Origin of the sequence: Rhizobium sp. AN6A (assembly GCF_900215635.1) — a bacterium.
GTDB lineage: Bacteria > Pseudomonadota > Alphaproteobacteria > Rhizobiales > Rhizobiaceae > Agrobacterium > Agrobacterium tumefaciens.
In genome coordinates this window covers 1117501-1130473 of the sequence record NZ_OCNC01000004.1, presented here as the reverse complement: position 1 = coordinate 1130473, position 12973 = coordinate 1117501, and the positions used below count along the sequence as shown (strand labels likewise).

The following is a 12973-nucleotide window of genomic DNA, read 5'->3' as shown; positions in this document are numbered from 1 at the left end:
CTCAAGTCAGAGCGTGCAGGATACGCAGCCCTGAACCTGCGTGCCTTCCAGCGCCATCTGGCGCAAACGGATGTAATAGATGGTCTTGATGCCTTTTTTCCAGGCGTAGATCTGCGCCCGGTTGATATCGCGCGTCGTCGCCGTATCGCGGAAGAACAGCGTCAGCGACAGGCCCTGATCGACGTGCTGGGTGGCCGCCGCATAGGTGTCGATGATCTTTTCCGGACCGATTTCGTAGGCATCCTGATAATATTCGAGATTATCGTTCGAAAGATAAGAAGCCGGGTAATAAACGCGGCCGATCTTGCCTTCCTTGCGAATTTCAATCTTCGAGACGATGGGATGGATCGAGGACGTCGAATGGTTGATGTAGGAGATCGAGCCAGTGGGCGGCACGGCCTGAAGGTTCTGGTTATAGAGGCCGGTCTCCATGACGGCCTGCTTCAACGCTTTCCAGTCCTCCTGTGTCGGAATGGAAATGCCGGCTTTCTCAAAGAGATCGCGGACCTTTTCCGTCGCAGGCAGCCATTCCCGGTCGGTATATTTATCGAAGTAATCGCCCGAGGCATATTTGGAGTTTTCAAAGCCCTTGAAACTCTGGCCCCTTTCCGCGGCGAGGCGATTGCTGGCGCGGATGGCGTGATAGGTCACCGTGTAGAAATAGATATTGGTGAAATCGATGCCTTCTTCCGAGCCGTAGAAGATGCGCTCGCGCGCCAGATAGCCATGCAGGTTCATCTGACCAAGCCCGATGGCGTGGCTCGCATCATTGCCCTTTTCCACGGAAGGGACAGACGAGATGTGGCTCATGTCAGAAACAGCCGTCAGCGCCCGGATGGAGGTTTCGATCGTCTTGCCGAAATCGGCCGAATCCATTGCTGAAGCAATGTTGAGCGAGCCGAGATTGCAGGAAATATCCTTGCCCATATGGCTGTAAGAGAGATCGTCGTTGAACTCGCTCGCCTCGCTGACCTGCAGGATTTCCGAGCAGAGATTGCTCATGCTGATGCGGCCGGCGATCGGATTGGCGCGGTTAACCGTATCCTCGAACATGATGTAGGGGTAACCGCTTTCGAACTGGATTTCTGCGATGACCTGGAAGAACTCGCGTGCCTTGATCTTCTTCTTACGGATGCGGCTGTCTGCGACCATTTCCTGATATTTTTCGCTGACGGAAATCTCGGTAAACGGCACGCCATAGACCCGCTCAACATCATAGGGCGAGAACAGGTACATATCCTCGTTGTTTCTCGCGAGTTCGAAGGTGATATCAGGGATCACCACGCCGAGCGAAAGGGTCTTGATGCGGATTTTTTCGTCGGCGTTTTCACGTTTCGTATCGAGGAAACGCATGATGTCCGGGTGGTGGGCATGCAGATAGACCGCGCCAGCGCCCTGGCGCGCGCCAAGCTGATTGGCGTAGGAGAACGAATCTTCCAGCAGTTTCATGACAGGAATGACGCCGGAGGACTGGTTTTCGATCTGTTTGATCGGCGCGCCGGCTTCGCGAATATTGGTCAAGGACAGTGCTACGCCACCGCCACGCTTGGAAAGCTGCAATGCTGAATTGATGGACCGGCCGATGCTTTCCATATTGTCTTCCACACGCAGCAGAAAACACGAAACCAGTTCACCACGGCTTTTCTTGCCGGCGTTGAGAAAGGTCGGGGTTGCTGGCTGGAAGCGGCCGGAAATGATTTCATCCATCAGATCGCGGGCAAGCTGCTCGTCGCCACGCGCCAGAGCCAGCGCCACCATGCAGACGCGGTCCTCATAACGCTCCAGGTAACGCTTTCCGTCGAATGTCTTCAGCGTATAGGACGTATAATATTTGAAGGCGCCGAGGAATGTCGGAAAACGGAACTTTCTGGCATAGGCCTCGTCGTAGAGGTCACGGACGAAATTGAAGGAATACTGGTCCAGCACCTCCTGTTCGTAATATCCCTCGGTCACGAGATAATCGAGCTTTTCCCTGAGATTATGGAAAAACACCGTGTTCTGGTTGACGTGCTGGAGGAAATATTGCCGTGCCGCAAGGCGGTCCTTGTCGAGCTGGATCTTCCCGTTTTCATCGTAAAGGTTCAGCATCGCGTTCAGCGCGTGATAGTCCAGTCCCGCGTCCAGGTGTTTCTGCGCGGCGGTTACTTGTTGTTTGGCATCCGTGTTGCGCACCGCGCTCGAGGTCAGCGTGTCCAAAATCGTTCCAATCCATGATTGACGTTGGCGACATCTTCCTCCGTGCCGAGAAGCTCGAAGCGGTAGAGAAACGGCACCGCGCATTTACGCGACACGATATCTCCGGCGGATGCGAAAGCTGCGCCAAAATTCGTATTTCCCGCCGCGATGACGCCGCGAATGAGATTTCGGTTTGAGGGCTCGTTCAAAAACCGGATAACCGGTTTCGGTACCGCTCCTTTCATGCCGCCGCCCCCATAGGTGGGGGTGACGAGAACATAGGGCTCCGACACGTGAGGAACGTCTTCCTCGGCGCCGAGCGGCAGGCGAAGCAATCGTCGCCCCAGTTTCTGAAGGAAGCGATGAGTGTTCTCAGACCGGCTGGAATAATAGACGATCAGCCCCATCGCACCGCCTCCTCAGCTGATCGAGCCAATCATGTCCGGACGGAAACCCGCCCAATGGCGTTCGCCGGCAACGACCACGGGAACCTGCATGTAACCAAGGCCGCGAACGCGATCGAGGGCATCCGCATCTTCGGAGATATCGACGATCTCATAGCTGACGCCGATGCGGTCAAGCGCACGATAGGTGGCAGTGCACTGGACGCAGGCGGGTTTGCTGTAAACGGTGACGGTCATTGTTTCCTCTTTCGAAGCCGCCTTTACGCACGGCTCAACATTGCCCGCCTGCAATCGCAAGCGGGTGGCGACGGTTCTCTCATTCTGGCGAGGCGCGCGGCTTAGGCCGCGTAAGATCGCTGTCTACGCCGACGAGCGTAGAAACTCATAAAAATGCACTGGCATGACTTCACCCCGAAGCTTGTTCTGGAGGGGGCAGAAAAGGGCGCACGCAATTCATTTGCGTCATACACCTTCCTTCCGGACACCCCGCCCGTGGACGTTTTCGCTCAAGGCAGGTCTCCTGACTTGCGGGTCAAAACATCCATTCCCACCTTCCCGGAGCTTTTAGCTCCAGTGGCTCAAATCGGAACGATGCTCACCGCTTACAGTTGCGGGGGCAGTTTCGGCATTGCTTCACCATAATGGTGTTGCGCACCGAATTCCCGTCTTAGCTCCCGACGCTTGCGAATCGAAAGAACCTTGAACACCACATATAGTATATGAGGAATTTTTTTCGTCAATAATTAGACATGCCAAAGCCCCACCCTGTGGATCAAAAAGATTCAACACATGGTCAACAAAGGCTTAACGGGAAATGCTCGATGCCGCCTACGGACGGAAGCGGCGGGTTTATTCCCAGATATCGATGCGAATATCGGCGGGGCGGGAGTTCTCGATCACCCGCTTTCCGTTGGGAAGATCGTTTTCGAAAAGTTTGGCGTGAATCTCGGTCGCATCGAGACCATAGCCCTGCCATCTATCCCTCAGGCGTTCCTCGAGCACCGCAACGGATGGGCCTACGAAGACGGTAAGATCGAAGCTGCCGGAAAGCTTCGTCCACGGCGCCTCGTTCAACAGCAGATAGTTGCCTTCGGCAAGGATGAAGCGTGTCTCGGGCGCGATGGCGCGAGCGGAGGCAATGGCTATTTCGCGGGAGCGGTCAAAAACCGGGACAAGAACTTCCTGCCCGCCCTGACGAACTGCGGAGACGATATCAAGAAAGCCGCGCACGTCGAAGGTTTCCGGTGCGCCTTTTCGCGGCAAGAGCCCCCGTTCTTCGAGAATACCGTTATCCATATGGAAGCCGTCCATGGGCAGGACAGCCGCAGCCTCGCCGCCCGCCACGAGGGCACCGCACAGGGCATCCGCCAGCGTAGATTTGCCGGCCCCAGGGGGACCGGCAATGGCAATGATAAAACGAGATTTATCCTCTGCCCGCCGAAGAACGTCTTCGACGATCGTTTCAAGCTTCAGCGTCATGCGGCCAGCGTTTCCTTTGGCGCTTCCTTGGCGCCCGTCATGAAGGCGACAGCGTCGGACATGGTATAGTCCTTCGGATTGATGACGCACAAACGCTTGCCCAGCCGATGAATATGAATCCGGTCAGCAACCTCGAAAACATGCGGCATGTTGTGCGAGATGAGAACGATCGGTAGCCCTCGCGAGCGCACATCCAGAATGAGCTCGAGAACGCGGCGGCTTTCCTTGACGCCGAGCGCCGCCGTCGGTTCGTCAAGGATGACAACCTTGGAGCCGAAGGCGGCTGCACGCGCCACCGCAACACCCTGGCGCTGGCCACCGGAGAGGGTTTCCACCGCCTGATTGATGTTCTGGATCGTCATCAGGCCGAGTTCAGAGAGTTTCTCACGGGCAAACTTTTCCATCGCCGGACGGTCCAGTGCCCTGAACAGGCTTCCCTGAATGCCGGGTTTGCGGATTTCACGGCCGAGAAACATATTGTCGGCTATGGACAATGCGGGAGACAGCGCAAGGTTCTGATAAACGGTTTCGATACCAGCCTTGCGCGCCTCGATCGGCGAGCGGAACTGTACCGGCTTGCCTTCCAGCCTGATCTCCCCTTCGTCGGGTGTTACCGCACCGGAAATCGCCTTGATGAGAGAGGATTTTCCAGCGCCGTTATCACCGATGACGGCGAGGATTTCGCCCGGATAAAGGTCAAAATCGGCATTGTCGAGCGCAGTCACACGACCGTAGCGTTTAACGAGATTGCGTGCTGTGAGGATAGGTTCTTTTGCCATCAGCCTGCTACCTTTCTGATCCACTGGTCGATTGCGACAGCCAAGATGATAAGGACGCCAATCAACAGATAGGTCCATTGTGGGTCTGTTCCGATAAGTCGCAAGCCGAGAGAGAAGACACCGACGATCAGCGCGCCGAAGATCATGCCCATGATCGAGCCGCGTCCGCCAAACAGCGATATGCCGCCGATGACCACTGCGGTGATGGATTCGATGTTGGCGAACTGACCAGCGGTCGGCGATACCGAGCCGATGCGGCCGATGAGAGCCCAGCCCGCGAAGGCGCAGATAAGCCCGGAAAGTGTGTAGACGGTCGTCAGCATGCGCTTGACGTTAACGCCGGCAAGTTCGGCTGCGTCAGGATCATCACCAACTGCATAGAGATGTCGACCCCAGGCGGTGCGATTCAGCACATACCAGAGCAGGGCAACGAGCAGAACCATGGCAATGACGCCATAGGTGAAGACGGCGCTGCCGATGCGGATATTGTTGCCAAAGAACTGGAGAATGGGCGCTTGTTGGACGATATCCTGTGAGCGGATCGTTTCGTTGGCCGAATAGAGGAAATTGGTGGCCAATACGATCTGCCACATGCCGAGTGTGACGATGAAGGGCGGCAGCCGCATGCGCGAAACCAGCACGCCATTGATAAAGCCACAAAATGCGCCGACTGCGAGACCGCAGATAATCGAGAGTTCGGCAGGCAAACCATAGCGGAACGTAAACTGTCCCATGACGACGGAGGACAGAACCATGATCGCACCGACCGAAAGATCGATACCTGCTGTCAGAATGACTAGCGACTGTGCCGCGCCGACGATGCCGACGATTGCCACCTGCTGAAGGATAAGGGTCAGCGAAAAGGCCGAGAAAAACTTGCCGCCCAGGGTCATGCCGAAGACAGCCAGCGACAACACCAGAACGATCAGCGGTACGGCTGCCGGGCTGGAATGCAGAAAGTGCTGGAATTTTTCAAGCAAACTCTTGTTGTGCGTATCGAAAGCAGCGACCTGGGTCGAACTTCCCGACAGCACTTTTTCAAATTCATTATGCGGTTGAGCCCGCACTGGCTGATCGCTCATGGATTTTCCTCCCGATCGCTCCATCACATCAGCCCCGAACCCGGGATTATTCTCCAGAGGGGACAATGCGTAGATTCAAACTGTTGAGAAGCGTGCCTCAGTTACGTCCACGGACGCCGGGCGCGCTCGTTTGTTCCTGTCCGATCACCCAGATCGTTCTTTTTAACCATTCCGGTTCAAGGGCGGGGGCAAATTGCCCCAGCCGATTTCAACGGTGAAGTATCAGCCCCAGCACTTCTTCAGGCCTTCCTTGGTGTCGATCGAATCGAGACCCTTGACCGGCTTGTCGGTTACCAGCGTTACGCCGGTGTCGAAGAAGTTCTTGCCTGCCGTTGGCTTCGGCTTTTCACCGGTATCGGCAAACTTCTTGACCGCTTCCACGCCGAGTGCCGCCATCAGCAGCGGGTATTGCTGAGACGTTGCGCCGATCACGCCTTCCGCAACGTTCTTGACACCAGGGCAACCGCCATCGACGGAAACGATCAGAACATCCTTTTCGCGGCCGACGGCTTTCAGCGCTTCGTAAGCACCGGCAGCTGCAGGTTCATTGATGGTGTGAACGACGTTGATGGTCGGATCCTTCTGCAGCAGATTTTCCATCGCAGAGCGGCCGCCTTCTTCGTTACCGTTGGTAACATCATGACCAACGATACGCTTGTCGTCTTCATCACCAATCTTGTTGATGTCCTTCACGTCGATGCCGAAGCCCTTCATGAAGCCCTGGTTGCGCAAAACGTCAACGGTTGGCTGGGAAGGCGTGAGGTTGAGGAAGGCAATTTTCGCATCCTTGGCCTTGTCGCCGAGGGTGCCAGCAGCCCATTTGCCGATCAGCTCGCCGGCCAGAAGATTGTCGGTAGCGAAAGTGGAGTCAGCGGCATCAACGGGTTCGAGAGGTGTATCGAGGGCGATGACCAGAAGACCGGCATCGCGCGCCTTCTGCACGGCCGGAACGATGCCCTTGGTGTCCGATGCGGTAATCAGGATACCCTTGGAGCCATCGGCAATGCATGTCTCGATCGCGGCAACCTGGCTTTCCGAATCGCCATCGATCTTGCCGGCATAGGACTTCAGCGTCACGCCAAGTTCTTTAGCCTTTGCGGTGGCGCCTTCCTTCATCTTGACGAAAAAGGGATTGGTGTCGGTTTTGGTAATCAGGCAAACCGAAGTATCGGCGGCGGACGCGACGGACGCGAAAGAAACGCCGAGCGCAAGCGCGCCCAGAAGAGCGGAAACAGTCGTCTTCATTGTAATCCTCCCATTGAATGTTTGAGTACCGTGACGGTTACCCGACGATCTCGTCTCCTCCGAGAACAGCGACCGTTGACACAGATGGAACCACCAAAGGAAACGGCTGTCAATAAATAAATCCGATTGAATTATTAATTCCCTATGGCATTCTAACAAGCGGCAGGGAGGAATATCGCCGCGTCGTTTAACGTTGCGATAGCAAGATTGCCATAAAGCCTGCATGTATCGGTCGCGGCGGATATGGCGGGCGGGAGGATGAAACTATGAGACAATCTGTCGAGACGGCGCCGCCCGCGCCGTCCACCAACATGGATATGAGCGGCGGCGCCAACCAGATCGGGGTGCGTGCCTATAACGAGCGGCTTGTGCTGTCGCTGGTTCGCCGCCACGGCGGCTTGTCGAAAGCCGAAATATCCAGGCTTTGCGGTCTCTCGGCGCAGACCGTCTCGGTCATCATGCGCTCGCTCGAAAGTGACGGTCTTCTTATTCGTGGCGAAAGACTGCGCGGCAAAGTCGGGCAGCCTTCGACGCCGATGCGCCTCAATCCCGATGCCGTCTTCTCGTTTGGCGTGAAAATCGGCCGTCGCAGCGTCGATCTCGTACTGATGGATTTCGTCGGCCGCATCAAGCTGAAGCTCCGCAGAACTTACCCCTATCCTATGCCGGAATGGATTTTGCCATTCGTCATCGAGGGTATCACGGAACTCGAATCCAAGCTCTCTCCGGCCGAACGGCAAAAAATTGCCGGTGTCGGCATTGCCGCGCCGTTCGAATTGTGGAACTGGGCGCAGGAGGTGGGCGCGCCGCAGAATGAGATGGAGCGCTGGCGCGACGTCGATATCCGTTCCGAAATTGCGGATGGCGTCAGCTATCCGGTTTTCCTGCAGAACGATGCGACCAGTGCCTGCGGTGCAGAACTGGTTTTTGGTGCAGGCCAGAACTACCCCGATTTTCTCTATATCTTCATCGGATCCTTCATCGGTGGCGGTGTCGTTTTAAATTCCGCACTGTTTTCCGGAAAAACGGGCACCGCCGGTGCAATCGGCCCCTTGCCGGTTCAGGGGCAGGACGGCAACACGGTCCAGCTTCTGAAAATCGCCTCCATCTTCGTTCTAGAAAACATGCTGCGCGAACGCGGCATCGATCCACGTCCCCTGTGGTTCTCCCCGGACGAGTGGATCGATTTCGGCGAGCCGCTGGAAAGCTGGATCGGAAAAACGGCCGCGGCCCTTGCGCAAGCCGTCATCGCTGCAGCCTCCATCATCGATTTTTCCAGCGTTATCATTGATGGCGGTTTTCCGGATTGGGTCAGAGCAAGAATAGTCTCCGCTACCCGGCTTGCCCTCAAACATCACGATCTTCAGGGTGTTACTCTGCCGGAGATAATCGAGGGAGCGGTCGGTAGCCAGGCCCGGGCCATCGGGGGAGCGAGCCTGCCCCTGTTTTCCCGTTATCTCATTGACCAGAACGTTCTGTTCAAGGACACGACAGGCTGAGGTTTCAGGCCCTACCGAAATTTCCTGGCGGGACTCTTTGCCGGATTCAAATGGTCACTCGCTGGCTGCATGTTCCATGATCGCCGCCAGAAAAGCAGGGCCGTATCGTTCCAGCTTTGTGTCTCCCACTCCCGGTATCTGCGCCATTTCCCCCACAGAGGCCGGTCTTGCTGCCGCAAGCTCAATGAGTGTCTTGTCGTGAAAAATCACATAGGGCGGAACGTTCTGTGCGCGGGCAATTTCCATGCGCTTCGCACGCAGCGCCTCAAAGAGACTGCGATCGGCCTCCGGTAAAACAATGGCGGTGGACTTGCGAGTCGTCTGTTGTCGCGCCGAACGGGGAGCGGTCGGTATCCTCAACATCAGGGACGGCTTTTCGCGCAGGAACCGCCTCCCTTCTTCGGAAATGGACAATCCCCCGTGACCGGCCAGATCAACCTCGATCAGGCGTAACGCAACCATCTGGCGCAGGATGGCCCGCCAGGTGCGATTGTCGTGCTCTTTGCCGATGCCGTAGGTCGTGATCCGATCGTGACCGAAGCTCGATATCCGTTCATCTTCCATGCCCAGTAATACGCGGATGACATAGGCTTGGCCGAAACGTTCTCCCGTGCGGTAAATGCAGGACAGCAACTTCTGCGCGGCAATGGCACCATCAAACAGGTCCGGCGGTTCCGCACAGGTGTCGCAATTGCCGCAGGGCTCGCAATAGTCGCCGAAATAAGACAAAAGCACCCGCCGACGGCAACCGGCTGTTTCCGCGAGGCCAAGCAACGCATCGAGCTTCCGGCGCTCCATGTTTTTGCGCTGGTCGCCCGCATCCGACTCTTCGATGAAGCGGTTGCGCAATGCGATGTCTTCATAACCGTAAAGCATAAGCACGTCGGACGGCAGACCATCACGGCCGGCACGACCGGTTTCCTGATAATAGGCTTCGATGCTGCTGGGCAGATCTATATGCACGACGAAGCGCACATCCGGTTTGTCGATGCCCATGCCGAAAGCCACGGTTGCAACCATGATGACCGCTTCACCATGCTGGAAGTGGGTCTGGTTCGCCTCCCGGGCGGCCTTGTCCATGCCGGCGTGATAGGGCAGCGCATCGCGCCCCTCCTCACGCAGCCAGGCTGCCGTCTCATCGACCTTGCGTTTGGAAAGGCAATAGACGATGCCGCTTTCGTCCTCGCGACCCGTCAGGAAGCGCTTCAGCTGCGTACGTGGATTATCCTTTTCCATGATCGCATAGCGGATATTTGGCCGATCGAATCCGGCTATGAAGGCGTCGCTTCCGTTGATCCCCAGATGACCCAGAATTTCGGCGCGGGTTGGCTCGTCCGCAGTCGCCGTCAACGCCATGCGTGGCGTATCCGGAAAGCGCTCGATCAACGTGTCTAGCTGGCGGTAAGGGGGACGGAAATCGTGCCCCCACTGCGAAAGGCAATGAGCTTCGTCGATCGCGATCAGCGACAGGCTGATAGGTTGAAGCGCATCCAGAACATCCGGCTTGAGAAGGGTCTCGGGCGCGGCATAGAGAATATCGACCTTGCCAGCCCGCATATCCTGCCAGAGTGCCCGCCGCTCTTCTTGGGAAAGATCGGAGTTGAGAGCTTCTGCCCGCACACCTGCCTGACGCAGGGCGGCGACCTGATCGACCATCAGCGCGATCAAGGGCGAAACAACCAGCCCCATTCCCTTACGGGCGAGCGCCGGAATCTGGTAACAAAGCGACTTCCCGCCCCCTGTTGGCATCAACACAAAAGCATTGTTGCCTGCCATCACTTGCCGGATGATTTCCGCCTGCTGTCCACGAAACGTATCGTAGCCATAGACGGTCTTGAGAATCTGCAAGGGGTCGGTGATCACGTTGGCTTTCTTATGAGCTGGACGGTTTGCGCATCATGGCCAAATCAGGGGCTATCGCAACGCAAAAAGGCAGAATCAGTCGCAGAAAGAAGAGCGCCAATTGTGGACGATGCAGACTTATATTGGTTTGGAGGTTATTTGAGGTATTTCCCACCCCCTGCGGCTAATGCGAGGGGTTTTTGGAATATTGGTTGCGGGGGCAGGATTTGAACCTGCGGCCTTCAGGTTATGAGCCTGACGAGCTACCGGGCTGCTCCACCCCGCGTTACCATCGCATTCGGCTCTGCCGAATGTCGCGCTTCCGTCTTTGCTTTAGCGAAGACGGATCTGTTTGGGGTCAAATTGCCGAAGGCGATTTGTCTCCTTTAAGGGACGCACCCTAATTGGGTGACCGATTTGTTTCGGCACATTGTGCGCTGCATTATTATAGCATAAAGGCCGCTTCAGCGGCCTTTTGATTAGGGCTTGAAGCCCTTTTTGTGACTGAGAAGATATTTGTTGCGTTTTGCAGACCTGGCAGCGACCTACTCTCCCGCGTCTTGAGACGGAGTACCATTGGCGCTGGGGCGTTTCACGGCCGTGTTCGGAATGGGAACGGGTGCAGCCGCCCCGCGATAACCACCAGGTCGGCAAAACGCAACACAGTTCATGTTTTCACATGAGTGTTGTTTCGAGAAGCTGGGAAGCTTGCGCTTCATTTAATTTAACACGTCTTTCTGCGACCCATCCGTATGTTTGCCATACAGACCAGAGGTCGTCGCGCCCTGTGGCGCGGCCCGTCCGGAGCGCTATGCGCGTCAGGACAGAACAGATGATGCTCATCTTTGATGAGCATGAACAATGGGAACGAAGAAGTCGATCGAGCTATTAGTAACGGTAAGCTTCACATGTTGCCATGCTTCCACACCCGTCCTATCAACGTGGTCGTCTTCCACGGCTCTGATAGGGAACACTCGTTTTCAGGTTGGTTTCCCGCTTAGATGCCTTCAGCGGTTATCCATTCCGTATATAGCTACTCTGCTATGCCCTTGGCAGGACAACAGATCCACCAGAGATACGTCCATCCCGGTCCTCTCGTACTAGGGACAGATCCTGTCAATATTCCTACACCCACGGCAGATAGGGACCGAACTGTCTCACGACGTTCTGAACCCAACTCACGTACCGCTTTAAATGGCGAACAGCCATACCCTTGGGACCTGCTCCAGCCCCAGGATGCGATGAGTCGACATCGAGGTGCCAAACAACCCCGTCGATATGGACTCTTGGGGGTCATCAGCCTGTTATCCCCGGCGTACCTTTTATCCGTTGAGCGATGGCCCTTCCACACGGGACCACCGGATCACTATGACCGACTTTCGTCTCTGCTCGACTTGTCAGTCTCGCAGTCAGGCGGGCTTATGCCATTGCACTCGACGACCGATTTCCGACCGGTCTGAGCCCACCATCGCGCGCCTCCGTTACTCTTTCGGAGGCGACCGCCCCAGTCAAACTACCCACCATACACTGTCCCGGATCCGGATAACGGACCGCGGTTAGACATCCACGAAGATAAGGGTGGTATTTCAAGGATGGCTCCACAAGAACTGGCGTCCCTGCTTCAAAGCCTACCACCTATCCTACACATGCCTTGGCGAATGCCAGTGTAAAGCTATAGTAAAGGTGCACGGGGTCTTTCCGTCTGACCGCAGGAACCCCGCATCTTCACGGGGAATTCAATTTCACTGAGTCTATGTTGGAGACAGCGGGGAAGTCGTTACGCCATTCGTGCAGGTCGGAACTTACCCGACAAGGAATTTCGCTACCTTAGGACCGTTATAGTTACGGCCGCCGTTTACTGGGGCTTCAGTTCAGAGCTTGCACCCCTCCCTTTAACCTTCCAGCACCGGGCAGGCGTCAGACCCTATACGTCGTATTGCTACTTCGCAGAGCCCTGTGTTTTTGATAAACAGTCGCTACCCCCTGGTCTGTGCCACCCCATCATACTTGCGTAAAATGGGGTCACGCTTCTTCCGAAGTTACGCGTGCAATTTGCCGAGTTCCTTCAACATAGTTCTCTCAAGCGCCTTGGTATACTCTACCTGACCACCTGTGTCGGTTTCGGGTACGGTCTATACGGTGGAGCTATTTCCTGGAACCTCTTCGCCGCACATTCAATCCAGTAAGAATGTACAACACACGAGATCCGTCACTACCACCAGGCCCACGAATATTAACGTGGTTCCCATCGACTACGCGTGTCCGCCTCGTCTTAGGGGCCGGCTAACCCTGCTCAGATTAACTTTAAGCAGGAACCCTTGGTCTTTCGGCGAGGGAGTCTCTCACTCCCTTTATCGTTACTCATGTCAACATTCGCACTTCCGATATCTCCAGCAGCCCTCACGGGTCCGCCTTCACAGACTTACGGAACGCTCCGCTACCACGCAACAGTCACTACAACTGTCACA

General features: G+C 56.1%; 9 protein-coding genes, 1 tRNA gene, 2 rRNA genes and 1 riboswitch (1 of these 13 cut by a window edge). Of the genes, 1 reads left to right on the top strand and 11 read right to left on the bottom strand.

Annotation, left to right across the window (positions count from 1 at the left end):
* Positions 1 to 6: 6 nt before the first annotated feature.
* The 7 genes from nrdE to CRO62_RS17965 form a co-directional block, all read right to left on the bottom strand.
* Entirely contained in the window at positions 7 to 2196 is a 2190-nt protein-coding gene (gene nrdE / locus CRO62_RS17995; RefSeq protein ID WP_097101068.1) for a class 1b ribonucleoside-diphosphate reductase subunit alpha, read from the bottom strand.
* Entirely contained in the window at positions 2184 to 2582 is a 399-nt protein-coding gene (gene nrdI / locus CRO62_RS17990) for a class Ib ribonucleoside-diphosphate reductase assembly flavoprotein NrdI (RefSeq protein ID WP_003514252.1), read from the bottom strand. Before nrdI ends, nrdE begins: the two co-directional genes overlap by 13 nt.
* Before the next feature lie 12 nt (positions 2583 to 2594).
* Positions 2595 to 2816, bottom strand: a complete 222-nt coding sequence (gene nrdH / locus CRO62_RS17985) for a glutaredoxin-like protein NrdH (protein ID WP_013635213.1) — start codon at positions 2814 to 2816, stop codon at positions 2595 to 2597.
* A gap of 255 nt (positions 2817 to 3071) precedes the next feature.
* A riboswitch (cobalamin riboswitch) is annotated at positions 3072 to 3296 on the bottom strand.
* 132 nt (positions 3297 to 3428) lie between these two features.
* Positions 3429 to 4058, bottom strand: coding sequence for a nucleoside triphosphate hydrolase (locus CRO62_RS17980; RefSeq protein ID WP_097101067.1), 630 nt, complete (start codon positions 4056 to 4058; stop codon positions 3429 to 3431).
* Complete coding sequence (locus CRO62_RS17975; protein WP_097101066.1) at positions 4055 to 4837, bottom strand: ATP-binding cassette domain-containing protein; 783 nt, start codon at positions 4835 to 4837, stop codon at positions 4055 to 4057. Before CRO62_RS17975 ends, CRO62_RS17980 begins: the two co-directional genes overlap by 4 nt.
* Positions 4837 to 5919 carry an ABC transporter permease gene (locus tag CRO62_RS17970; protein WP_038489298.1) on the bottom strand — a complete coding sequence of 361 codons (1083 nt, stop codon included), beginning with the start codon at positions 5917 to 5919 and terminating at the stop codon, positions 4837 to 4839. Before CRO62_RS17970 ends, CRO62_RS17975 begins: the two co-directional genes overlap by 1 nt.
* A gap of 222 nt (positions 5920 to 6141) precedes the next feature.
* Positions 6142 to 7164: a sugar ABC transporter substrate-binding protein gene (locus tag CRO62_RS17965; RefSeq protein ID WP_003514241.1), complete on the bottom strand. Its 1023-nt coding sequence runs from the start codon at positions 7162 to 7164 to the stop codon at positions 6142 to 6144.
* A 266-nt stretch (positions 7165 to 7430) separates the two neighbouring features.
* Between CRO62_RS17965 and CRO62_RS17960 the strand changes: the two genes are divergently transcribed.
* Positions 7431 to 8663 (top strand): ROK family transcriptional regulator, encoded by a 1233-nt coding sequence (locus CRO62_RS17960; RefSeq protein ID WP_065661530.1) that lies wholly within the window; start codon positions 7431 to 7433, stop codon positions 8661 to 8663.
* Positions 8664 to 8717: 54 nt separating this feature from the next.
* Here the strand turns inward: CRO62_RS17960 and recQ are convergent, their stop codons facing one another.
* The 4 genes from recQ to CRO62_RS17940 form a co-directional block, all read right to left on the bottom strand.
* Complete coding sequence (recQ, locus tag CRO62_RS17955) at positions 8718 to 10526, bottom strand: DNA helicase RecQ (protein ID WP_097101065.1); 1809 nt, start codon at positions 10524 to 10526, stop codon at positions 8718 to 8720.
* A 188-nt stretch (positions 10527 to 10714) separates the two neighbouring features.
* A tRNA-Met gene (locus CRO62_RS17950) sits at positions 10715 to 10791 on the bottom strand.
* A 246-nt stretch (positions 10792 to 11037) separates the two neighbouring features.
* A 5S ribosomal RNA gene (gene rrf, locus CRO62_RS17945) occupies positions 11038 to 11152 on the bottom strand.
* A gap of 220 nt (positions 11153 to 11372) precedes the next feature.
* Positions 11373 to 12973: ribosomal RNA gene (locus CRO62_RS17940) — 23S ribosomal RNA — on the bottom strand (it continues 1206 nt past the right edge of the window).

Bases quoted from the DNA above. Each gene is read 5' to 3' on its own strand.
- CRO62_RS17970 (WP_038489298.1), bottom strand. From the start codon at position 5,919: ATGAGCGATCAGCCAGTGCGGGCTCAACCGCATAATGAATTTGAAAAA.
- nrdH (WP_013635213.1), bottom strand. From the start codon at position 2,816: ATGACCGTCACCGTTTACAGCAAACCCGCCTGCGTCCAGTGCACTGCC.
- CRO62_RS17965 (WP_003514241.1), bottom strand. From the start codon at position 7,164: ATGAAGACGACTGTTTCCGCTCTTCTGGGCGCGCTTGCGCTCGGCGTT.
- CRO62_RS17975 (WP_097101066.1), bottom strand. From the start codon at position 4,837: ATGGCAAAAGAACCTATCCTCACAGCACGCAATCTCGTTAAACGCTAC.
- nrdI (WP_003514252.1), bottom strand. From the start codon at position 2,582: ATGGGGCTGATCGTCTATTATTCCAGCCGGTCTGAGAACACTCATCGC.
- CRO62_RS17980 (WP_097101067.1), bottom strand. From the start codon at position 4,058: ATGACGCTGAAGCTTGAAACGATCGTCGAAGACGTTCTTCGGCGGGCA.
- CRO62_RS17960 (WP_065661530.1), top strand. From the start codon at position 7,431: ATGAGACAATCTGTCGAGACGGCGCCGCCCGCGCCGTCCACCAACATG.